Below are 21123 nucleotides of genomic sequence, written 5' to 3'. Positions count from 1 at the left end.
CGTCACCGGTCACCCGCCGGTGACCGAGAAGGGGTTGTCTACTCTGACCGGTGTCATGAGCACCGTCTTCGTCGTCACCGGCACCTCGTCGGGGGTGGGACGCGCCCTCGCGCAGTTCCTCTCGCGCCACGGTGTGGCCGTGATCGGCCTCGACCGGCGGGACCCGCCGGACCGCGAGGTCGCCCACGTGCGCTGCGACCTCGCCGACCCGCGGTCGATCGACGCGGCCGTCGAGCGGCTCGACGATCGCGTGGACGCGCTGGCCAACGTCGCCGGTGTCCCGGGCACGTCCCCCGCGGAGACCGTGCTCGCGGTGAACTTCCTCGGGATGCGCCACCTGACCGAACGGCTGCTGCCCCGCATCCAGCGCGGCGGGTCGGTGGTGAACGTGTCCTCGGCCGAGGGCAGGCACTGGGTGGCGCACCTGGCCGAGCTGCGGCCGTTGCTCGCGACGACCTCCTTCGAGGAGGGCCTGCGCTGGTGCCGCGAGCGCCGTCCGGACCGGCCGGTCTACGAGGTGTCGAAGGAGGCCGTGCTCGCGTACACGACGGCCTCCTCCACGCTGACCTGGCCGGACGGGGTCCGCATGAACGGGGTCGCGCCCGGGCCCGTCCGGACGCCCCAGCTCGCCGAGGTCGAGCGCTCGATGGACCCGCGCCGGCTCGCCCGGCAGCGCACGGCCGCCGGCCGCGACGCCGAGGCGGACGAGATCGCGGCCGTCGTCGCGTTCCTCATGTCCAACGAGAGCCGCTGGATCAACGGCCAGACCCTCGCCGCCGACGGCGGGGTCGCCGCGGCCACCACCTGGGCCGCCCTCCAGACGCGGTAAGCGCCTCCGCCGTCACCCACCCGGGTTCCGGGCGTTGTGTCCGTGAAACGGATCAGCCGATCGGGTGGGGTGAGCGGGTGCGGCAGGGACGACGGTTCGCGACGGTGCTGGCCGGAGCGGCGCTGCTGCTCGGTGCGGCGGGCGGTGCGGCGTGGGCGGATCCGACGCCGTCCCCGGCGCCCCCGGTCCCCGGAGCGGTGACCGCCCCGGCCCCTGCGGTCCCGCTGCCGGCCCCGATCGCGCTGCCCGATCTCGCCGCCGCGCTGGGGGGATCGACGATCCACCCGGGCGTGCAGGTACGCACCGACGGGGCGCAGTGCACCTCCAACTTCGTGTTCACCGGTGGCGGGAAGACCTTCCTCGGCCAGGCCGCCCACTGCTCCGGCACGGGCGGGTCGACCGAGACGGACGGGTGCACCTCGGAGTCCCTGCCCCTCGGCACGCCGGTCGAGATCAGCGGCGCGTCGAAGCCCGGGAAGCTCGCCTACAACTCGTGGCTGGCGATGCAGGAGTCCGGCGAGTCCGACGCGGACGCCTGCGCCTACAACGACCTCGCTCTGGTCGAGATCGACCCCGCCGACGTCGCGGCGGTCTCCCCGACGGTGCCGTTCTTCGGCGGGCCGACCGGGCTCGACACCGACGGGCTGGGCGCCGGCGAGCGGGTCGCGAGCTACGGCAACTCCGAACTGCGCGGCGGGGTCGCGGCCCTCTCGCCGAAGGTCGGCGTCGGGCTCGGCGACCAGGGGAACGGCTGGAGCCACCCCGTGCTCACCGTGACCCCGGGCGTGCCCGGAGACTCCGGCAGCGGTTTCCTCTCCCCCGATGGGACGGCCGTGGGCGTGCTGTCGACGCTGAACCTGCTGCCCGCGCCGGGATCGAACGGTGTCGGCGACCTCGCGAGGATGCTCGACTACGCGCGGGACCACGGCGCTCCCGGGGACCTCGCCCTCGCGACCGGTGGGCCGTTCCGGAGCCTCGGACTCCTCTGACCACTCGTTCGGCCGATCGCCATGCACCCAGCGTCACCATGACTCTGGGCGCATGACGATTCGTGACGACGTTCTTCCCCCGACCGATGCGCCCTTCATCCCCGGCGACGGTCCGCTGTTCCCCCGCTCCGCCCTGTCCCGGGCCCGGGAACGCGGGTGGCTCCGATGGTGGTGGGCCAGCGCGGGGTTCGGGGTCCTCGGGCTCGCGGCGCTGGTCGCGGTCTTCCTCGTCGAGGACCGGACCCCGGCGTTCCTGCTGTGGTTCGGCTGCTGGCTGGCGGCGATCGGCGCCATGGTGCCCGGGTACCGGCTGGGCTGGGCGCAGCGCCACGACCGGTACGACGACGAGCTCTCCCGCTACGCCGGGGGCGTCCGAGCCGAGTTCTCGCTCCCCGACGGCGCCGAGGCCGGGGCGGTCCGGCTCGCCGGCTGCGGCGTCGCGGACACGGACCAGCGGCGGGGACGGCGGGTCGTGCGCCACGAGCGGCGGACCTTCGCCCTCGAGGAGAGCGTTCTCGGGCGCACCGGGGACGGGACGGTCGAGACCGTGGCGCTCCGCCTCGCCGAGGAGACCGGCGGTGTCGCCGCGACCGCGCGGGGCGAGCGCCGCGGCGATCTCGTCGACTGGACGCTCGACCTCCCGCTCGGCGAGCTGCGGCTGCGTCAGCGCCTGCACGCCGTGCCCTCCCGGCGGACCCTGCTTGACCGGTGGGGCCGCGCGTGGCGGGTGCGCGCCGACGCCGACGCGACGTACTGGGACGCGGAGCTCCCGACCGACGCGGGACCGGTCGACGCCGTCATGGTCACGTGGTTCCTCTGCCACCTCGACGCGGTGGGCCTCGACCGGTGCTACCGCCCGGAGGAGGGCAGCGGCCCGGCCCGCACGGCCGCGGACGGCACGGCGCGCCACGGCGGCGACGCCCGCTGGGTGCCGGTGGGTGCACCGGCGTGTCGGCCGGACATCCCGAAGGCCGAGGGCGGCGGAGTGGATTTCTGAGGTGCGTTCCGTGTTCGTAGGCCACCTGCCGTAACGCTCTCGGCTGATCGATACGACTCCTGCGGTGACGGTGCGTCATCCGGAGGGGGAGATCATGACGGCGGGGACGGTCGGGCGCGGGTGGGCCCGGCGATGGACGGTCGTGGCGGCACTCGCCGCGGTCGCGGTGTTCGGGGCGGGGACGCAGGTGCTCACGGCGCCCCCGGCCCGCGCCGCGGAACTCAGCGCGGACACCGTCCGCAAGGACCTGGCCTTCGCCGAGGCCCGCCTGGCCGCGACGGCGGGTCGGACCGCGACGAACGCCTACCCCGTCCGCACCGGCGCGAACGGCGCGTGGGTCACCGCGGGCGCCTCCGACTGGACCAGCGGCTTCTTCCCCGGCGCGCTGTGGCAGGCGTACGCGCATACCAAGGACCCGGTGTGGAAGCAGCGCGCCGAGGCGTGGCAGGCCGGCGTCGAGTCGAACAAGACCGACGACACCAGCCACGACGTCGGGTTCCAGATCTTCAACTCGTTCGGCCAGGACGCCGTGCTCACCGGCGACGCGAACGCGAAGGCCGTCGCCCTGACCGCCGCGCGGACGCTGTCGACCCGCTACAACGCCAAGGTCGGCGCGATCCGCTCCTGGGACGCCCGGACCGACACCTCCAAGTACCAGGTGATCATGGACAACATGATGAACCTGGAGCTGCTCTGGTGGGCGGCCCAGAACGGCGGCGACCCGTCGCTGGCGACCATCGCGACGACGCACGCGAAGACCACGGCCCGCGACTTCTTCCGCCCGGACGGCGGCAGCTGGCACGTCGTGAACTACAACCAGACCACCGGCGCGGTGATCAGCAAGTACACCCACCAGGGCTACAGCAACGACTCCACCTGGTCGCGCGGCGAGGCCTGGGCCGTGCACGGCTTCACCATGGCCTACCGGTTCACCCGGGACGCCCAGTTCCTGACGACGGCGCGGACGTCCGCCGACTACTTCCTCTCGCACCTGCCCGCCGACAAGGTCCCGTACTGGGACTTCTCGCTGCCCTCGACGGCCGGCCAGCCGCGCGACTCCTCCGCGGCCGCGATCGCCGCGTCCGGCCTCGTCGAGCTCTCGACGCTCGAGCCCGACGCCGCGCGCAAGCAGCGCTACCTCGAGGGCGCGCGCGACATCATCGCCTCGCTGTCCACCCCGGCCTACCTCGCCGACGGCACCACGAACCAGGCCGTCCTGCTGCACGGCACGCAGAACAAGCCGTCGGGCAGCGCCGACACCGGGATCATGTTCGGCGACTACTACTTCATGGAGGCCCTGCGCCGGTACGCGGCGGCCACCGGGATCGACCTCGGGACGACGACGCCGCCCACCACGACGGCGCCCCCGACCACCACGGCCCCGCCGACGACGACCGTCCCCCCGACCACCACGAAGCCGCCGACCTCCACGACCACGGCCCCGGCCACCGACCCCGTGACGGCGTACTACCAGAAGCTGGGCGGGGCCTCCTCGTACCTGGGCGCTCCGAAGGCGGCGGTGTACGCCGTCGCCGGCGGGCGCGCGCAGGACTACGCGGGCGGGTCGATCTACTGGTCGCAGGCCACGGGGGCGCACGCGGTGCGCGGTGCGATCCTCACGCGGTACAAGGCGCTGGGCGGGCCCACGAGCGTGATCGGGTTCCCGACGACGGACCAGTACGCGATGACCGGCGGCCAGCGCAGCGACTTCGCGAAGGGCACGATCATCTGGTACCAGGCGAACAACCAGACCTACGTGTTCACCCGCTAGGCGAGGTCGTCACCAGGCAGGTCCCGGGGCTCCCGGGCCTGCCCGGTGTCGCACTCGCGGATCGGGGCCGCTCAGGCTCCGCGACGGTGCGCGTCCACCTCACGCTCGACGAGCGGTTCGACGTGCGCCCCCTGCCACTGCGGGTCCGGCTGCGGCGGATTCGCCGACATCCGTCGGATCGAGCGGCGTCGCAGCCGCAGCGTGATCAGACCCGCGACCAGCGCGACGGCGCCGATCACGAGGAACGGCACCAACAACGCGATGACCCATTCGCCCACGGCGTCCAACCCCCTCGGCCGTCGTCTGCGGCGGGAGTGTAATGCCCGTTCGGCCGTCCGGCGCAACACACGGACGGCGACCCGATCAGGAAGGGTGGCCAGGGGCGGGGTCGAACCGCCGACCTATCGCTTTTCAGGCGATCGCTCGTACCAACTGAGCTACCTGGCCTTGTCGGCCGGACACCGGCCTGACTGTGCGACCCAGACGGGACTCGAACCCGCGACCTTCGCCGTGACAGGGCGACGCGCTAACCAACTGCGCCACTGGGCCTTGCTTGTCGAACTGTACTGCGTACCCCCAACGGGATTCGAACCCGCGTTGCCGCCTTGAAAGGGCGGAGTCCTAGGCCACTGAACGATGGGGGCTCGGTGTGTGGACCTTACCCCCTCCGGTGTGGACCGGTCCGCTCCGTCGGGTGCAGGGGGAAGCTTACGGGACGGCTCCCGGGCCCCCGTCAGGCACCCCCGTCGTCGGCACCCCGACGGGCAGCGACGCCATCCCGCCGGCCGCGTTCCACCGCTCCAGCCACGCCGGATCGGCCACGCACCCGAGCAGCAGCTCCCAGGAGGCGACGGCGCGTTCCCGCAGGTCGGCCAGGCCGGTCGTCGCGGTGGAGACGACACGGTGCCCGTGCCCGATCGCGACGACGGTCCGGGCCAGCTCGCGGGAGTCCACCGTGTCGCGCAGGAGTCCCTCCGCCGCCGCGCGGGCGAGCAGGTCGACGAACACGTCCTCCCAGTAGCGGTACGGCCAGGGGGCGCGCGCGGGCCCCAGGGCACCCTCGCCCATCACCCGCATCCCGCCGCGGCAGCACACGTCCGCGGCGAGGGCGTCCGCGATGCCGATCGCCAGGTGCACGGCCGTCGTCAGGGCGTCGCGGCCCAGTCCCTCGAACGACGCCGCGATCTCCGGGAACCGCTCCTCCATCACCGCGACGACGGCGTCGGCCATCGCGAGCTTCGAGGTGAAGTGGAAGTACAGCGCGCCCTTGGTCACCCCGCTGCGCTCGAGGATCTTCGAGAGCGACGCGGCGTGGTAGCCCTCGGCGGCGAACTCGTGGGCGGCGGCCTCGAGAATCGTGTCGCGGGTCGCCACCGCCCGCGCCTGACGGGGGGCGGGGCGCAGCGGTGCCTCGGAGCCGGCCGGGCGCGTGGCGGGGACGTCGACCATGTCGGGATCAGGCTCGCAGACGGCGCCGTCCGGGCCGGGCACCGCCGGGGTGGCGGGCCCGTCCGGTCAGCGCCTCCGGGCGAGCGTCAGCGGCGCACGGGCGGCGGTTCGCCCGGCTCGCCGATGAGCCCGAGCATGTCGAGCAGGTCGCGGCAGTCCTCGGAGTCCAGCGCGTTGCGGGCGACCGCCATGCGCGCACGGTGCACCTGCTCCTCGCTGACCCGGTACACGTCGGCCGCGGTGCGCTGGGCCGGTACCCCGGCCAGCGCCCCCTGGTCGGACCCGCGGGGCGCGGGGACCGTCGGGGCGACCGTCGTGCTCTCCGGATGCGGTCCGGCTGGCCGTCGTCGTGGACCCGGCGTCACGTTCATCCGTCTCCTGTGCACCCGTTCCCTCGTCCACCGCGAGGCAGGGCTGGACGCTACCGAGCAGGCGGTCGCTGTGCAGCCCTCTCTCAGGGTGACCCGGGGAGTCCTCAGGTTCGTGACGGTGCGTGCTGACGCCGGTCACGTAGCGCGTCAGTCGACCAGCGCCTGGTAGACGAGCGACCGCATCTGGCTGCGGATCGGGTGCGCGCTCGAGGGCAGGAGCTGGGTGAGGAACAGGGCCGTGATCCCCTCCGCCGGGTCGACCCAGAACGCGGTGCTCGCGGCGCCGCCCCAGGCCATCTCACCTGGGCTGACGAGCGTCCGGTAGGCGGCGGGGTCGGTCACCACGGAGACCCCGAGCCCGAAGCCGACGCCGTGGAAGGGCATCTCCGCGAACAGCGGCCGGCCGACCTGCTCGAGGTCGAGTCCCCCGGGCAGGTGGTTGCGTCCCATGTAGGCCACGGTGCGCGATCCCAGGATCCGGACCCCGTCCAGCTCGCCACCGCGAGCGAGCATCTGGGTGAAGCGGTGGTAGTCCGATGCGGTGGAGACCATCCCTCCGCCGCCGGAGAGCCACGTCGGCGGCCGCAGGAACGGTTCGCCCATGCCGTCGGCCCGGACCCGGGTGCGGCCGGGCCCCAGGGCGTAGAGCGCCGCGGTCCGGGACGGGTCGTCGGCCTGGAAGCCGGTCGTCGTCATGCCGAGGGGGTCGAGGATCTCGGCCCGGAGGAACGCGTCCAGGCTCTGCCCGGACACGACCTCGATGAGCCGGCCCAGCACGTCGGTGGCGTGGCTGTAGTTCCACTCCGTGCCCGGCGTGTGCACCAGGGGCATCTGCGCCCAGGCGTCGACGCACGCCGCCAGGTCCATGCCCTCCGGGACGCCCCACTCGAAGCCGCGGGACCGGTAGAGCTCGTCGACCGGGTGGGCGTGGTGGAAGCCGTAGGTCAGCCCGGCGGTGTGCGTGAGGAGGTGCCAGACCCGGACCGGCTCGGGGCTGGGCATCGTCAGCGGGGCGGTGGCGCTGCCCTTGACGTACACCCGGGGCTCGGCGAAGGCCGGCAGCCACCGGCTGATCGGGTCGGTCAGTTCGAGCTCGCCGCGCTCGAAGAGGATCAGCGCGCCGACCGAGGTGATGGGCTTCGTCATGGAGTAGATGCGCCAGCGCGTGTCGGCCTCGACCGGTAGGTCGGCCTCCTCGTCGCGACGGCCGTGGGTCGAGGCGTGGACGACCTTGCCGTGGCGCGCCACGACGGCCTGCCAGCCGGCGAGGCGGCCGTCGTCGACGTAGCGGCGGAAGTGGGTGTCCACGCGCGCGAGGCGGGCGGGATCGAACCCCACCGCGGCGGGGTCCTCCTCGACGGTGATCGGACGTTCCGGGGCAGCGGTGCTCACCGGACCATCCTGCGCCCGTCCGGCGTCATGATCGAGCGGAGTGATCGAGGACGGGGCCTCAGGGGTCCCCGACGACCTCGACGACCTCGTCCACCGCCTCGCGGGCCCACAGGCGGTCACGGAGGCGACGGGTGAGGCCCTCGGCGTGCGACAGGGCGGCGAACTCCGCGACCCGCGCCGCGCAGGCCGCCCGGGCCGCCGCGCGGAGCGTCTCGTAGCCCTCCAGCCCGGGCAGGATGCGGCCGTCCGAGCGGTCGAACGCCGCTCCGAGCGCGTGCGCGTCGAGCAGCGCCTGGCTCTCCTCCTCGCCCGCGTGCGGCAGCAGCGGCTGGGCCGCGGCCCCGACGACGGTGAGCCGGTGCCGGGTCCAGCGCGGCAGGGGGCGCTGGTGCGCGACCACCTGCTCCGGCTCCTGCGAGGCGACCCCGGAGACGGTGCGCCGCACCTCCGGGTCGAGGCGGGAGACGATCCACTCGCGCTCCGAGGGGGGCAGGTCGGCCCGCGTGACGAGGACGACCTCGGCGCCGCCGCTCGGCGAGGGGATGCGCGCGACCTGCAGCGCCGGGGTGGACCACACCCGCAGCTCCGGGTGGGTGGACTCCCCCGCGGAGGCGGCGATCGTGCCCCGGCGGACGACGAAGGTCGGCGAGAGCGCGCCCGCCCCGCCGTCGAGCAGGGCCCGGACCCGGCTCGAGGAGCCGTCCGCGCCGACGAGGGCCTCCGCGCGCCACTCCTCCCCGCCCTCGAGGCCCACCAGGGCCGCGTCGCCGATGTCCTCGACGCCGGTGAGGCGGCTGTCCCACCGCACGTCGATCATCTCGTCGCGTGCGCAGGCCTCGGCCAGCACGCGGCGCAGCTCGCGGCGGTCGGCGATCAGGAAGGGGTAGCCGAAGCGGGCGCGGACGACCTCGCCGAGCTCGATCTTGCGCAGGGGCTGGCCCGTCGCGGCGTCGCAGTGCGAGAGCCGCTGGACCTCGAGGGTCCGTGGCTGCAGTCCGTCGAGGACGCCGAGCCCGTGCAGGACCCGCGACGCCGCCGGGCGCAGCAGGGTCGATCCGCTCGGGCCCGCCTCGGTGTCGACGCGCGGGTCCGGCCCGCGGTCGAGGACCTGCACCGGGAAGCCCTGGTGGGCGAGGCACATCGCGGTCGCCAGCCCGTCGACACCGGTCCCGAGCACGAGGAGCGGCACCTGCTCCACGATCGACCCCCGATCCGATGTGGCCACGTAGGGCACTGACTGCGCTCCCGGAGAACCCTAATGAGAGCAAACGAGTGACGCCATTGGTCCCCCGATCGTGTTCCTTGCCGCCTTCCGTCAGCTCACGGCGGCGTCAACTGATCCTTTCGAGGGATCGATCTCGGCGGGTCGGCGCTCGAGCACGGTCGCCAGCGCGACGGCCAGCGCGAGCAGGGCCGTCCCGAGCATCCACCCGGCGAGGACGTCGGTCGTCCAGTGCACGCCGAGGTAGGCCCGGCTCGTACCGATCAGTAGCACGATCAGGGCTCCGACCAGCACGATCGCCTCACGCACGACCGGTCCGCGGACGGACGAGTCGCGCAGGAGGACGAGCACCGCGACCACGGTCAGCCCGACGCCCAGCGACGCCATCAGTGCGTGTCCGGACGGCAGGGAGGCCGAGGTCTCGACGGCCAGCCGGGCGTCCAGCGGCGGCCGGCTCCGCTCGACCGCGGTCTTCAGGAGCCGGATGGTGATGGATCCCACAAGCACCGCGCCGACCCAGACGACCGCCCGGGACCGCCGCCCCCGGAGCGCGAGGACCAGCGCCGCGAGCACCGCCAGGCCCCCGGTGAAGAACGTGCCGCCGAACAGCGAGGCGGCCTCCGCGAGGTCGGTGCGTCCGGGGGTGCGCTGCGTGAGCAGGAAGCCGAGCACCGGCCCGTCGGTCGCCGCGAGGGTCTCGTCCTGCGCGACCAGCCCGAACACCACCGCCGACAGCCCGACCAGCACGCCGGCCACGACCAGGCACCGCGGTACCGGTCGCGGGGTCCGCGCCCGGGCGTACACCGCCCCGCCGAGCAGGAGCACCGCCACCACCGCCAGGCCGATCGCCGTCGTCACCGTCGTGGGCCCCTGTCTCCCTCAGCGTCCCGACCCGACGTCGGGACAGACCTGATACCCCGTAGGGAGCACCCGACGCGCGCACGCCGATGAACGGGTCGGGGCGGCGTGGGACGGGCAGACTCGCAGAGGTCGGAGGTCGTCCCACGGGAGGTGGCGGTTGCTGGTCCTCGGGCTCGCGGCCGCGCTCGTCGCCGCCGCTGCGAACGCCGGGGCGGCCATCCTGGAGGCGATGGCGACGCGCCGGGCCACCCGGGCCGCCGGCGTCGTCACGAGCCCGCTCTACCTGTCCGGTCTGCTGCTGGACATCTTCGGCTGGGTCCTGACGGTGCTCGCCCTGCGCTACATGCCGATCGTGGCGGTGCAGGCGATCGTCGCGGGGCAGGTCGTGATCACCGTGATCGCCTCGCACTGGGTCTTCGACACCCCGCTGCGGCGGATCGACCTCGTCGCGGCCGGGGCCAACGTCGTCGGCCTCGCCCTGCTGGTCGGCAGCGCCCGGACGGGCGAACTCCCGGAGGTCGGGGTGGGCGGCACGATCGCGCTGATCGTGGTGCTGGTCCTGCTGGCGGTCGGCGGGATCGGGATCGCGCTGCGCAGCCGGCGGGCGGTCCCGACGGCGTTCATCGCGGGCCTGGCCTTCGGCGGGACGGCCGTCGCGGTCCGGCTGGTCGACCTCGACGGGCCGTTCGAGGAGGTCGTGCGGACCGTGCTCACCGACCCCGTGGCGTGGTCGCTCGTGGGCTACGCGGCCCTGGGCCTCGGGCTGTACACGGTCGCGCTCGCGCGGGGGTCGGTCGGGCCGGTGGTCGCCGTCCTGGCGGTGACGGAGACGTTGGCCCCGGGCCTGCTGGGACTCCTGCTGCTCGGCGACGGCATCCAGCCGGGCGGGGCCCCGTGGTTCGTGCTGGGCCTCGTGCTCGCGCTCGGCGGGGTCGTGGTGCTCGCCCGCTCGCCCGCGCAGGCGTCGCTGGCCGGTGACGACGGGGTCGCGCGCCCGCCGTTGAAGCGGGCGTGAGGGCTGCTGATCAACGGGCATCGAGCGCGCCGCCGAGGGCGCTTCAGCAGCGCTGCGTACCCGCTCGACGGGTGTCAGTGGATGATCGGCAGCGCGTGCTCGGTGGCGGACGGCCCGAGGACCACGTCGAAGGCGCTCTCCGACCCGCTGATCGACACCCGGCCGACGTCGGGTGCGCGCCCCTCGGCCCGCGCGACCAGCTGGTAGGTGCCGGACCGGGCGGTCACGAGGCGGAAGGCGCCGGTCTCGTCGCCCTCGGCCCGGGCGGCCTGGTGGCCGGCCTCGTCGACGAGGGTCAGCACCGCACCCGGGACCGGTTCACCGTCCTCCGAGCGGACGACCTTCCCGACGACGGCGGGTCCGACCGGCGTGGCCGGTCCGGTCCCGTTCGAGGTGGCCGGCCCGGGCGCCTCCTCCGCCGTCGAGGACGACGGGGACGACGGGGACGACCCGCCGTCGGGAACGGCCGTGCGGCCCCGCCGCCCGACCAGCAGGTCGACGACCCCGACGATCAGCGCCAGCACCACGAGCCCGACGGTGATGATCAGACCGGAGCTGATCGAGCTCGACCAGTCACCCCGACTCGACGACAGCGAGCCGAAGAACACCGCGCCGACCGCCGAGATGCCGATCGCCGAGCCGATGCGCTGGCCGGTCTGCAGCACCCCGGCCGCCGTGCCGCCCTCGCGGGCCGGGACCTCCTCGAGCGCGAGGGTCTGGTTCGGCGCGATGACGAACCCGCCGCCGACGCCGGCCACGAGCAGCGGCAGCGCGATCGCCCAGCCGACGGCGGTCGGGTCGGAGCGCAGCACGATGTCGGTCGCGACGAGCCCGACGACCACCGTCACGAGCCCGCCCACGATCAGCGGCTTGCCGAGGCGGGAGATGAGCCGCCCGCCGACCGCCGACGAGACCGCCGAGCCGACCGCGAACGGCGTCAGCGCGAGGCCGGCCTCGAGCGGGGTGAACCCCCGGCCCTGCTGCAGGAACAGGGTGAGCACGAAGAAGATCGAGGTGAACCCGGCGAAGTAGAGCAGCCCGAGCGAGGTGCCCATCGCGTAGCTGCGGGTGCGCAGCAGGGCGAAGTTCACCAGCGGGTGCCCGTGCGTGCGCTTCGCCCGGCGCTCCCAGGCGACGAAGAGCAGCCCCAGCAGGACGGCCACGCCGATCAGCCACCACGGGGCGCCGGAGACGTCCTGCTCGGAGAGCACGAGCGGGAGCATCAGCGCGACGACGGCGCCGCCGAGGAGGATCGCGCCGACGACGTCCAGGGGACGGCGTCCGCCGGTCTGCGCCTCGTCCCGGGGCAGCCACCACAGCCCGAGCAGCAGCGCGACGATCCCGATCGGCACGTTGACGTAGAAGACCCAGCGCCAGCCCTCGGCCTCGCCGACCCACTCCAGCAGGGCGCCCCCGGCGAGCGGGCCGACCGCGGTCGAGATGCCGATGACCGCGCCGAAGAGCCCGAACGCCCGGCCGCGCTCCCGCCCGGTGAACAGCTGCTGGATCACGCCGATGACCTGCGGGTTCAGCATGCCGCCTGCGGCACCCTGCAGGAGCCGGGCGATCACGAGCATCGTCGGGTCCACCGAGAACCCGGCCACCGCGCTCGTGACCGTGAACAGCGCGAGCGAGATGAGGAACATCTTCTTGCGACCACGGTCGTCGCCCAGCCGACCGGAGGAGACCAGGACCAGCCCGAAGGTCAGCGCGTAGCCCGAGACCACCCACGACAGCTCCGCCGACGACGCTCCGAGACCCCGCTGCATGGAGGGCAGGGCGACGTTGACGATGCTGACGTCGAGCAACGTCATGAAGCCGGCGACCAGGCAGACGACGAGGGCCCGCCACCGGTTCCTGTCGGGCTGCTGGACGTCCTGGCCGGGAGCACTCACGCCCGTCAGGATGCCCCCGCCGGGCCGAGCGAACCACGGAAAGGTGGGACCTCACGTGGAGGTGCTGTCCAGCCGCATCCTGATCCGCCCGCACGACCCGGAGGCCGCGTGGGCGTTCTACGGCGGCTCGTTGGGGTTGGCGGTCGCCCGGGAGTTCCCCGGCGGCGTCGTCTACTTCCTGGGCACCGGCTACCTCGAGGTGTCCGGGCGCAGCTCGGACGCGCCGGTGGGTCCGGACGCGATCTGGGTCCAGGTCCGGGACGTCGCGGCGACCGAGACCGAGCTGCGCCTGGCCGGGGTGGCGATCACCCGCGGCACCCGCACCGAGCCGTGGGGCCTGCGCGAGTGCTGGATCGCCGACCCCGACGGGCGCGCGATCGTGCTGGTGGAGGTCCCGCCGGACCACCCGATCCGGCGCGACACCCGCTAGAAGAGCACCTCCGCCAGCTCGCGCAGCGCCGGGCGCGGGTCGTCGAAGGGTGAGTCGCCGAGGGCCTGGATCAGCACGTGGTCGGCGCCGGCGTCGAGGTGCGCGGTGATCGAGGCGGCGGCCTGCTCGGCCGGGCCCATGCCCACCAGGGCCCGCTTGAGGCGCTCCGACCCACCGCGGACCAGGTCGGACTCGTCGAAGCCCTGCCGCAGCCACGAGTTCCGGTAGTTCGGCAGCCCGGAGTAGATCTCCAGGTGTGCGTGCGCCCGACGCATTGCGGTCTCCTCGTCGCCGAGGGCCACCGCCTGCTCGGAGACGACCCACTTGTCGGCGCCGAGCGCGTCCTTCGTGGCCCGGGTCTGCTCCGGCAGGACGAGGTAGGGGTGCGCGCCGTCGGCGGCGCTGCCGGACAGCTCGATCATCTTCGGACCGAGCGCGGCGATCACGCGCGTGGGGCGCGCCCCGGGCTCGACCTCGTCCGGCACGGCGTCCATGCGCTGCAGGTAGTCGCGCATCGTCGCCAGCGGCTTGGCGTAGGTGCCGCCACGGCCCCGCTCGACGAGCGGCGCGTGCGACACCCCGAGTCCGAGGACGAAGCGGCCCGGGTGCAGGGCGGTGAGGGTCCGGGCGCCGGACTCCGCCGCGATCGGGTCGCGCGCGTGGATGTTCGCGATGCCGGTCCCGACGACGAGCCGGTCGGTCGCGTTCAGGAACGCCCCGGCCTGCGTCAGGGTCTCCTTGCCGTAGGCCTCGCCGTACCAGAGGGAGCCGTAGCCCATCCCCTCCAGGTCGCGGGCCACGTCGGCGGCGTCGGAGATGCGCCAGGCGTCGCTGGTCCACCAGACGCCGACGCGGGACGGGAAGTCGATGCGTGCCTCAGGCATGATCGCGACGCTAGCCCCGCGGATGGGTCGGCGCTTCCCCGAGCAGTCGCAGCGAGCAGTGCTGCTGGGCGAGTCGGCGCACGGCGGCGAGCAGCGCGTCGCCGAGGACGGTCCCGACGACGACGCCCTCCACGGTCCGGGCACGATCACCCCGGTCCACGACCGCGGCCACCTCCCGCTCGGCGACCTCCTCCATCGTCGTCATGTACAGCCCGAGCTGCTGGGCGAGGTCCGCGTCGCCGAGCCGGGTGTAGGTGGCGAGGACGCCGACCGCGGTGTGCCACGCCGGGTTCTCGGCCGAGACCTGCCAGCCCCGGGCGTCGACCTGCTCGGCCAGCATCCGCTCGGCCTGCGCCCACGCCTCGTCCTGTTCCTCGGACGGTTCCGGTGCCGTCATGGTCGTCCCCGAGGCACGACCCAGGGCCATGAACAGCGGGAGCTCCGGGTCGTCGACGGCCGCGAGCACGTCGCGCGTCGCGACCACCGACAGCCCGCCGACGTCGATGAGCGCCCGGATCATCCGCAGCCGGCGGACGTGGTCGTCGCCGTACACCGCCTGGTTCGGGCCCGTGCGCTCGCCCGCGGGCAGCAGCCCCTCCCGCAGGTAGTACTTGATCGACGCGACGCTCACCCCGCTGCGCCGGCTCAGCTCGCCGACCCTCATCCGACTCCTCCCGCTGGACAACCCGAGTGGATAGCTCTACTGTCCATATCCATCGGACAGTCACGCTATCCATTGTGGGGGATGAACGTGCGACCCTGGAACCGACCCCTCGTCGTCTTCACCGGCGCCATGATCCTGCTGACCCCCGTGTGCCTCGGGGGCCTCGTGCTCGACCCGCGGGAACTGGGCGGCGCGCCGATCTGGGCGAAGCCGCTGAAGTTCTCGATCAGTTTCCTGCTCTACGCGCCGACCCTGGCCTGGATGGTCTCCCTGGTCCGCGGCGAGCGGGCCCACCGCGTCGCCTCGCTCGCGGCCACGGTCGTCGCGGTCGCGTCGACGATCGAGATGATCGCGATCGTCGGCCAGGTGGTCCGCGGCCGGGCCAGCCACTTCGACGTCGCCACCCCGTTCGACACCGCGGTGTGGGCCGTGATGGGCACCTCGATCGCCGTGCTCTGGGTCGCCAACCTCGTGATCGCGATCGTGCTCCTGCGGGAACGCTCGCTCGCGCCCTCGACCGCCTGGGCGGTCCGGCTCGGCCTCCTGGTCTCCCTGATCGGCATGGCCGTCGCCTTCCTGATGACCAGCCCGAGCGGGGCCCAGATCGCCGCGGCGCAGGCCACGGGCGAGATGCCGACCGTCGGCGCGCACGCGGTCGGGGTTCCCGACGGCGGGCCGGGCCTCGCGCTGCTCGGGTGGTCCACCACCGGCGGCGACCTCCGCATCGGTCACTTCGTCGGGCTGCACGGGCTGCAGGTCGTCCCGCTGGTGGCACTCGGGCTGCTCCTGCTCGCGCCCCGCGTCGCGGCCTTGCGCACCGAGCTCGTGCGAACCCGGCTGGTGCTGGTCGCCGCCGGTGCCTGGACCGGGCTCACGCTGCTGCTGACCTGGCAGGCCCTGCGCGGACAGCCCCTGCTCGCCCCGGACGCCCTCACGCTCGGCGTCGCCGCGGCCCTCGTCGTCGGGACCGTCCTCGCCGTCGGCGGGGTCCTCTCCCGCGCCCCGCGCGGGGACGACCGCGAGGCGGTGGCGGCATGAGGTCCGTCTACCTGCTGCTCTCGGTGGTCGGCCTGGTCGGGACCTGGTGGTTCAACCTCGCCTCCGCGGCCGCCGGGGAGAACTACCTCGCCGGCTGGTTCGCGAACGCCGCGTCCTCGTCGGCCGCCGTCGACATCCTCGTCGCCGGGATCGCCGCCTGCGTGTTCATGGTGATCGAGGGCCGGCGCCTGGGGTGGCCGAGGTGGTCGCTGGTGCTGCTCGTCGTCGGCTCGTTCGCGATCGCCGTCGCGTTCGTGTTCCCCCTGTTCCTCGCGCTGCGCGAGCACGCGCGTTCCCGGAAGGAGGTCCCGGCATGACCCGGACCGTGGTGGCCGGCGGGAGCATGGCCGGCCTGCTCACCGCCCTCGTGCTCGGCGAGGACTCCGACGTGACGGTCGTCGAGCCGGACGATCTCGCCGCCGCCCCCGACCACCGGGCCGGGGTCCCGCAGTCGACGCAGGCGCACGTGCTGCTCTCCCGCGGCGCGGCCGCGCTGGAGGAGCTGCTCCCGGGGTTGCAGGCGGAACTCGCCGCGGCGGGGGCGCCGATCCACCCGGCCGGTATGGGGCCCGACAGCGGCTTCCGGATGGTCGGGCCGGACGGTCCCTTCGCCGCGGTCACCTCCGAGACCGACGTGATCGTGGGCGCCTCGCGGCCACTGCTGGAGCGCACGGTGCGCCGTCGCGTGCTCGCGCACCCACGGATCGACGTGCACAGCGGTCGGCGGCTCAGCGGGCTGGAGGTCGACGCCGGACGGATCACGGGTGCCCGCGTCCGGGCCGGCGCGACGGAGGAGACCCTCGCGGCGGATCTGGTGGTGGACGCGACCGGGAGGCACTCCCGGTCGCCGCAGATGCTGGCGGCGGCCGGGATCGGTCCGGTGCCGGAGGTCGAGTTCCGGCCCGCCGTGGGATACGCCAGCCGTCGCTACCGGCGGCCGACGAGCCCGAGCGCGGGGTGGCACGGGACGATGGTCCTGGCCCGTCCCGGCGAGAACCCGCGGATCGGCACCCTCCTCCCCGCCGAGAACGACACCTGCATCGTGAACCTCGGCGGCATGGGCGGGCACTACCCGCCCACGGACGACGACGGGTTCCGGCGGTGGGCCCGTGACCTGCCCGACCCCGGACTGCACGAGGCCCTCACCGAGGCGACGCCGCTGTCGGAGGTCCACGCGTACCGGACCCCGACCACGCGCCTCCGACGCTTCGAGCGCCTCCGCGCGCCGCGCGGCTTCTTCGCCATCGGGGACGCGGTGGCGTCGTTCAACCCCGTCTACGGCCAGGGGATGTCCGTGGCGGCCCTGGAGGCGTTGGCGGTCCGCGCCGTACTGCGCCGGGCCCCTCGGGACCTGGCGACGGCCGCCCGGCGGGCCGTGGCCGCGGTCGCCGCCGGTCCGTGGAGCCTCGCGGCGGGCCAGGACCGCCCGTGGACCGGGGACCGCAGGTCCGTGCTCGACCGCGTGCGGGACTCCTACCTCCGGGCGGTCCAGTCGAGTGCGACCGAGGATCCCGTCGTCGCCGGCGCGTTCGCGGAGATCCTCATGATGACCGCCGGCCCCTCGGCGCTGATGCGGCCGGCCGTCCTGGGCCGCGTCGCCACGCACCGGTGGCATCGTCGTCACGACCGGCCCGAGATGGAGGTCACCCGATGAGCCCGTACGTCCGCCGCAGCGCCGACATCGACGGCGACTTCGTCGTCTTCGTCCTCGGCATGCACGTCAACCGCTGGACCGACGTCCGCGCGTGGCTCCCGGTGGTCCGGGCCATGCCGAAGATGCTGGCCGAGCTGGCCCGGCAGCCCGAGCTGGGGCTGCTGAAGGCCCACAGCGGCTGGATGTTCGGCGGTCCCGCGGTCGTCCAGTACTGGCGCTCCTACGAGCAGCTGGAGGCCTACTCCCGCAGCGCGCAGGCCGAGCACCTGCCGGCCTGGCGTGCCTTCAACCGGAACGCCCGGCGCCACCCCGACTCCGTGGGCATCTTCCACGAGACCTACCGCTTGTCCGCCGGACGGTGGGAGACGATCTACGGCGCCATGCCGGACATCGGTCTCCTCGCCGCGAGCCGTGCGGTCGACCTGTCGTCGGGGAGCACCTCGGCGACCCGCATCGGTGCGCGGACCGAGGACGCGGCACCGGTGGAGACCCCGTGACGAACGAACGGCACTCTCGCTGCATCTATGCGCGCGAGAGTGCCGTTCGTTCGGATCGTCAGAGCCCGAGCCGCTTCGCGATCAGCATCTTCTGCACCTCGGACGTGCCCTCGCCGATCTCGAGGATCTTCGAGTCGCGGTAGTGCCGGGCCACCGGGTACTCGTTCATGAAGCCGTACCCGCCGAAGATCTGCGTCGCGTCGCGGGCGTTGTCCATCGCGGCGTTCGACGACACCAGCTTGGCGATCGCCGCCTCCTTGGTGAACGGCACGCCCGCGGCCATCCGCTCCGCCGCGTGGTACCAGGCCAGGCGGGCCGTGACCGCCCGGGCCTCCATCTCGGCGATCTTGAACTGGATCGCCTGGTAGGTCCCGATCGCCGCGCCGAACGCCTGCCGTTCGCGGGCGTAGCGCACCGACTCGTCGACGCAGCCCTGCGCAGCACCCGTCGACAGCGCGGCGATCGCGACCCGGCCCTCGTCGAGGATCGACAGGAACTGCGCGAAGCCCTTGCCCCGCTGCCCGACGAGGTTCTCCTCGGGCACGCGGACGTCGGAGAACGCCAGCTCGTGGGTGTCCGAGGCGTTCCAGCCGACCTTCGAGTAGCTCGGCGCGACCGTGAAGCCCTCGGTCCCGCTCGGCACGAGGATCGCGGAGATCTCGCGCTTGTCCCCGGTCCGCCCGGTCACCGCCGTCACCGTCACGTGCGAGGTGATCCGGGTGCCGGAGTTCGTGATGAAGGCCTTCGTGCCGTTGACGACCCAGTCACCGCCGTCCAGCTCGGCGCGCGTCTTCGTCGCCCCCGCGTCGGAGCCGCCGCCGGCCTCCGTCAGGCCGAACCCGCCGAGGGCCTTCCCGGCCGCGAGGTCGGGCAGCCAGCGCTGCTTCTGCTCCTCGGAGCCGAAGCGGGCGATCGGCATGATCCCCAGCGACACCCCGGCCTCGAGGGTGATCGCGACGGACTGGTCGACCCGGCCGAGCTCCTCGAGCGCGACGCACAGCGCGACGTAGTCGCCGCCCATCCCGCCGTACTCCTCGGGCACCGGCAGGCCGAACAGGCCCATCTCGCCCATCGTCGCGACCAGGTCGTACGGGAACTCCTCGCGGATGTAGTAGTCCCCGATGACCGGCGCGACCTCCTTCTGCGCGAACTCCTCGACGGTGGCGCGGAGGGCCTCGTGCTCCTCGGACAGCTGCATGATCACTCCTGCGGGGTCACGGTGACGAGGGGCGCGTCGAGCGCGACGGTCGCCCCGGACTTCGCGGGGAGCTCGGTCACCGTGCCGGCGATCGGCGCGGTGAGCACGTGCTCCATCTTCATGGCCTCGACGACGACGAGCCGCTGCCCGGCCTCGACCTGCTGGTGCAGGTCCACCTCGACGACGGTGACCGTGCCCGGCATCGGGCTGGTGACGGCGCCGCCGCTGGCCTGGGTGCTCCGTGCGGCCTGGAGGCGCTCCTGCTCGCGCAGCGCCCACGTCCCGCCGTCGCGGGCGATCCACAGGACGCCGTCGGTGACCGCGGTGCGGTAGCGGCGGGTGACGCCGTCCAGCGTCGTCACCAGCCCGTCCCCGGTGCTCGTCCCGACGACGGGCCGGGCCGGGCCGTCCCCGACGGTGACCGTCGCGGCGTCCGCCCGCCCGCGCAGGGCGACGTCGAACGCCGTGTCCTTCTCGCCGACCGGGACGAGCGTCCAGCGCGCCGGGGCGGGCTCGCCGCCGATCCGCCAGCCGCCGAGGGACTCGAACGGGTCGTCCCCCTCGGGCAGGCGCAGGAGGCCGGCGACGGCGGCCGCGACCACGACGTCGTCGGGAACCTGCACCTCGGGGACGGGCAGCCGGGCGATCAGGCCGGTGTCGAGCCGGCCGGCGCGGACGTCGTCGTGGGTGATCAGCGTGCGCAGCCAGGCGAGGTTGGTGGTGACGCCGAGGACCGTCGTGCGGGCGAGGGCCTCGTCGAGCCGGTCGAGGGCCTCGGTGCGGTCGGCGCCGCGGGCGATGATCTTCGCGAGCATCGGGTCGTAGGCGCTGCCGACCACGGAGCCGACGCGGACACCGGCGTCCACGCGCGTGTCCGGCCAGTCGAGCCCGACGATCCGGCCGCCCGTGGGCAGGAAGCCGCGGGACGGGTCCTCGGCGTAGAGGCGGACCTCGACGGCGTGGCCCTCCAGCGTGACGTCCTCCTGGTCGTAGCCGAGCGGCTCGCCCGCGGCGATCCGGAGCTGCTCGGCCACGAGGTCGATCCGCTCCCCGCGGACCCGCACGACCTCCTCGGTGACCGGGTGCTCGACCTGCAGCCGGGTGTTCATCTCCAGGAAGAAGAACTCGGAGGCGTCCGCGTTCGTCACGAACTCGACGGTCCCGGCGCCGACGTAGCCGCACGCCGCGGCGGCGTCGACCGCGGCGCGACCCATGGCGTCCCGCTGCTTCTCGTCGAGGACCGCCGACGGCGCCTCCTCGACGACCTTCTGGTGCCGGCGCTGCAAGGAGCACTCGCGTTCGCCGAGGTGGACCACGGTGCCGTGGGTGTCGGCGAGGACCTGGATCTCGACGTGCCGGGGGTTGGTCACGTAGCGCTCGAGCAGCAGCGTGTCGTCGCCGAACGACCCGCGCGCCTCGCGTCGCGCGGCGGCGATCGCGTCGGCGAGGTCCTCGTCGCGCTCCACGACGTGCATGCCCTTGCCGCCCCCGCCGGCGCTCGGCTTGAGCAGGACGGGGAAGCCGGTGGTGCGGGCGACGTCGGCGAGCTCGGTGTCGGTGAGGCCCTTCGCGGAGCTGCCCGGCACGAGCGGCACCCCGGCCGGCTCGACCGTGGCCTTCGCCGAGATCTTGTCGCCCATCATGTCGATGGCCTCGGGCGGCGGGCCGATCCACGTCAGGCCGGCGTCGGCGACGGCGCGGGCGAACGCGGCGTTCTCGGCGAGGAAGCCGTACCCGGGGTGGACGGCCTGCGCGCCCGCCCGGCGCCCGGCCTCGACGATCGCGGCGCCGTCGAGGTAGTCCGGGATGCGGACGGCGACGTCGGACGCGTCGACGTGCGGGGAGCCCGCGTCGGCGTCGGTGTACACGGCGACGCTGCGCAGCCCGCGGGCGCGCACGGTGGCGGCGATGCGGACGGCGATCTCGCCACGGTTGGCGATCAGCACGCTGGCGAACATCGGGTCCTC

General features: G+C 74.0%; 21 protein-coding genes and 3 tRNA genes. 10 read left to right on the top strand and 14 right to left on the bottom strand.

Annotation, left to right across the window (positions count from 1 at the left end; genetic code table 11):
* Positions 1 to 55: 55 nt before the first annotated feature.
* The 4 genes from QRT03_RS04760 (at position 56) to QRT03_RS04745 (ending at position 4586) form a co-directional block, all read left to right on the top strand.
* A complete protein-coding gene (locus QRT03_RS04760; protein ID WP_286051355.1) occupies positions 56 to 829 on the top strand; it encodes a coniferyl-alcohol dehydrogenase in 774 nt (257 codons plus the stop codon).
* Between the two features lie 77 nt (positions 830 to 906).
* On the top strand, positions 907 to 1818 hold the full coding sequence (locus QRT03_RS04755; protein WP_286051354.1) for a S1 family serine peptidase: 912 nt from the start codon (positions 907 to 909) through the stop codon (positions 1816 to 1818).
* A 52-nt stretch (positions 1819 to 1870) separates the two neighbouring features.
* Positions 1871 to 2815 (top strand): hypothetical protein, encoded by a 945-nt coding sequence (locus tag QRT03_RS04750; protein ID WP_286051353.1) that lies wholly within the window; start codon positions 1871 to 1873, stop codon positions 2813 to 2815.
* Between the two features lie 64 nt (positions 2816 to 2879).
* Positions 2880 to 4586: an LGFP repeat-containing protein gene (locus tag QRT03_RS04745; protein ID WP_286051352.1), complete on the top strand. Its 1707-nt coding sequence runs from the start codon at positions 2880 to 2882 to the stop codon at positions 4584 to 4586.
* A gap of 71 nt (positions 4587 to 4657) precedes the next feature.
* On the opposite strand, the gene QRT03_RS04740 is transcribed toward QRT03_RS04745, so the two are convergent.
* From QRT03_RS04740 to QRT03_RS04700, 9 genes are all read right to left on the bottom strand, one after another.
* Positions 4658 to 4864: a hypothetical protein gene (locus QRT03_RS04740; protein WP_286051351.1), complete on the bottom strand. Its 207-nt coding sequence runs from the start codon at positions 4862 to 4864 to the stop codon at positions 4658 to 4660.
* Positions 4865 to 4959: 95 nt separating this feature from the next.
* Positions 4960 to 5033, bottom strand: a tRNA-Phe gene (locus QRT03_RS04735).
* 28 nt (positions 5034 to 5061) lie between these two features.
* Positions 5062 to 5135 (bottom strand) — tRNA-Asp (locus QRT03_RS04730).
* 22 nt (positions 5136 to 5157) lie between these two features.
* Positions 5158 to 5230: transfer RNA gene (locus tag QRT03_RS04725), tRNA-Glu, on the bottom strand.
* A 64-nt stretch (positions 5231 to 5294) separates the two neighbouring features.
* Positions 5295 to 6035: a ScbR family autoregulator-binding transcription factor gene (locus QRT03_RS04720; RefSeq protein WP_286051350.1), complete on the bottom strand. Its 741-nt coding sequence runs from the start codon at positions 6033 to 6035 to the stop codon at positions 5295 to 5297.
* A gap of 86 nt (positions 6036 to 6121) precedes the next feature.
* Complete coding sequence (locus QRT03_RS32065) at positions 6122 to 6406, bottom strand: hypothetical protein (protein WP_345783232.1); 285 nt, start codon at positions 6404 to 6406, stop codon at positions 6122 to 6124.
* Positions 6407 to 6553: 147 nt separating this feature from the next.
* Positions 6554 to 7798 (bottom strand): serine hydrolase domain-containing protein, encoded by a 1245-nt coding sequence (locus QRT03_RS04710; protein WP_286051349.1) that lies wholly within the window; start codon positions 7796 to 7798, stop codon positions 6554 to 6556.
* A 58-nt stretch (positions 7799 to 7856) separates the two neighbouring features.
* Positions 7857 to 8987 carry an FAD-dependent monooxygenase gene (locus tag QRT03_RS04705; RefSeq protein WP_286051348.1) on the bottom strand — a complete coding sequence of 377 codons (1131 nt, stop codon included), beginning with the start codon at positions 8985 to 8987 and terminating at the stop codon, positions 7857 to 7859.
* Positions 8988 to 9113: 126 nt separating this feature from the next.
* Entirely contained in the window at positions 9114 to 9878 is a 765-nt protein-coding gene (locus tag QRT03_RS04700) for a phosphatase PAP2 family protein (RefSeq protein ID WP_286051347.1), read from the bottom strand.
* 160 nt (positions 9879 to 10038) lie between these two features.
* Between QRT03_RS04700 and QRT03_RS04695 the strand changes: the two genes are divergently transcribed.
* Complete coding sequence (locus QRT03_RS04695; protein ID WP_286051346.1) at positions 10039 to 10896, top strand: hypothetical protein; 858 nt, start codon at positions 10039 to 10041, stop codon at positions 10894 to 10896.
* Positions 10897 to 10970: 74 nt separating this feature from the next.
* Here QRT03_RS04695 and QRT03_RS04690 read toward each other — a convergent pair whose 3' ends face one another.
* Positions 10971 to 12791 carry an MFS transporter gene (locus QRT03_RS04690; RefSeq protein ID WP_286051345.1) on the bottom strand — a complete coding sequence of 607 codons (1821 nt, stop codon included), beginning with the start codon at positions 12789 to 12791 and terminating at the stop codon, positions 10971 to 10973.
* A gap of 55 nt (positions 12792 to 12846) precedes the next feature.
* Here QRT03_RS04690 and QRT03_RS04685 point away from each other — a divergent pair, with 55 nt between their 5' ends.
* Complete coding sequence (locus QRT03_RS04685) at positions 12847 to 13221, top strand: VOC family protein (protein WP_286051344.1); 375 nt, start codon at positions 12847 to 12849, stop codon at positions 13219 to 13221.
* Here QRT03_RS04685 and QRT03_RS04680 read toward each other — a convergent pair.
* Both QRT03_RS04680 and QRT03_RS04675 read right to left on the bottom strand, forming a co-directional pair.
* Positions 13218 to 14105, bottom strand: a complete 888-nt coding sequence (locus tag QRT03_RS04680) for a TIGR03620 family F420-dependent LLM class oxidoreductase (protein ID WP_286051343.1) — start codon at positions 14103 to 14105, stop codon at positions 13218 to 13220. The genes QRT03_RS04685 and QRT03_RS04680 overlap by 4 nt on opposite strands.
* A gap of 10 nt (positions 14106 to 14115) precedes the next feature.
* Entirely contained in the window at positions 14116 to 14769 is a 654-nt protein-coding gene (locus tag QRT03_RS04675; RefSeq protein WP_286051342.1) for a MerR family transcriptional regulator, read from the bottom strand.
* Between the two features lie 81 nt (positions 14770 to 14850).
* Between QRT03_RS04675 and QRT03_RS04670 the strand changes: the two genes are divergently transcribed.
* The 4 genes from QRT03_RS04670 to QRT03_RS04655 are packed head-to-tail and all read left to right on the top strand — an operon-like array spanning position 14851 to position 17958.
* The gene (locus QRT03_RS04670; RefSeq protein WP_286051341.1) at positions 14851 to 15807 is read left to right on the top strand and encodes a hypothetical protein; all 957 of its coding nucleotides are present in this window, start codon (positions 14851 to 14853) and stop codon (positions 15805 to 15807) included.
* Positions 15804 to 16124, top strand: coding sequence for a DUF2834 domain-containing protein (locus tag QRT03_RS04665; protein ID WP_286051340.1), 321 nt, complete (start codon positions 15804 to 15806; stop codon positions 16122 to 16124). The genes QRT03_RS04670 and QRT03_RS04665 overlap by 4 nt, the downstream gene beginning before the upstream one ends.
* Positions 16121 to 17461, top strand: coding sequence for an FAD-dependent oxidoreductase (locus QRT03_RS04660; RefSeq protein ID WP_286051339.1), 1341 nt, complete (start codon positions 16121 to 16123; stop codon positions 17459 to 17461). The genes QRT03_RS04665 and QRT03_RS04660 overlap by 4 nt, the downstream gene beginning before the upstream one ends.
* Positions 17458 to 17958 (top strand): DUF4188 domain-containing protein, encoded by a 501-nt coding sequence (locus tag QRT03_RS04655; protein WP_286051338.1) that lies wholly within the window; start codon positions 17458 to 17460, stop codon positions 17956 to 17958. The genes QRT03_RS04660 and QRT03_RS04655 overlap by 4 nt, the downstream gene beginning before the upstream one ends.
* A 58-nt stretch (positions 17959 to 18016) precedes the next feature.
* Here QRT03_RS04655 and QRT03_RS04650 read toward each other — a convergent pair whose 3' ends face one another.
* Entirely contained in the window at positions 18017 to 19156 is a 1140-nt protein-coding gene (locus QRT03_RS04650) for an acyl-CoA dehydrogenase family protein (RefSeq protein ID WP_286051337.1), read from the bottom strand.
* A gap of 2 nt (positions 19157 to 19158) precedes the next feature.
* Positions 19159 to 21114 (bottom strand): acetyl/propionyl/methylcrotonyl-CoA carboxylase subunit alpha, encoded by a 1956-nt coding sequence (locus tag QRT03_RS04645; protein WP_286051336.1) that lies wholly within the window; start codon positions 21112 to 21114, stop codon positions 19159 to 19161.
* Positions 21115 to 21123 lie beyond the last annotated feature (9 nt).

The organism is Actinomycetospora termitidis, from assembly GCF_030286555.1.
In the GTDB taxonomy this organism is placed as follows: domain Bacteria; phylum Actinomycetota; class Actinomycetes; order Mycobacteriales; family Pseudonocardiaceae; genus Actinomycetospora; species Actinomycetospora termitidis.
The sequence above is the reverse complement of the archived record's forward strand: the minus strand, read 5'-3'. Positions and strand labels throughout refer to the sequence as shown.

Bases quoted from the DNA above. Each gene is read 5' to 3' on its own strand.
- QRT03_RS04650 (WP_286051337.1), bottom strand. From the start codon at position 19,156: ATGCAGCTGTCCGAGGAGCACGAGGCCCTCCGCGCCACCGTCGAGGAG.
- QRT03_RS04670 (WP_286051341.1), top strand. From the start codon at position 14,851: ATGAACGTGCGACCCTGGAACCGACCCCTCGTCGTCTTCACCGGCGCC.
- QRT03_RS04680 (WP_286051343.1), bottom strand. From the start codon at position 14,105: ATGCCTGAGGCACGCATCGACTTCCCGTCCCGCGTCGGCGTCTGGTGG.
- QRT03_RS04660 (WP_286051339.1), top strand. From the start codon at position 16,121: ATGACCCGGACCGTGGTGGCCGGCGGGAGCATGGCCGGCCTGCTCACC.
- QRT03_RS04655 (WP_286051338.1), top strand. From the start codon at position 17,458: ATGAGCCCGTACGTCCGCCGCAGCGCCGACATCGACGGCGACTTCGTC.
- QRT03_RS04750 (WP_286051353.1), top strand. From the start codon at position 1,871: ATGACGATTCGTGACGACGTTCTTCCCCCGACCGATGCGCCCTTCATC.
- QRT03_RS04675 (WP_286051342.1), bottom strand. From the start codon at position 14,769: ATGAGGGTCGGCGAGCTGAGCCGGCGCAGCGGGGTGAGCGTCGCGTCG.
- QRT03_RS32065 (WP_345783232.1), bottom strand. From the start codon at position 6,406: ATGAACGTGACGCCGGGTCCACGACGACGGCCAGCCGGACCGCATCCG.
- QRT03_RS04720 (WP_286051350.1), bottom strand. From the start codon at position 6,035: ATGGTCGACGTCCCCGCCACGCGCCCGGCCGGCTCCGAGGCACCGCTG.
- QRT03_RS04760 (WP_286051355.1), top strand. From the start codon at position 56: ATGAGCACCGTCTTCGTCGTCACCGGCACCTCGTCGGGGGTGGGACGC.
- QRT03_RS04665 (WP_286051340.1), top strand. From the start codon at position 15,804: ATGAGGTCCGTCTACCTGCTGCTCTCGGTGGTCGGCCTGGTCGGGACC.
- QRT03_RS04645 (WP_286051336.1), bottom strand. From the start codon at position 21,114: ATGTTCGCCAGCGTGCTGATCGCCAACCGTGGCGAGATCGCCGTCCGC.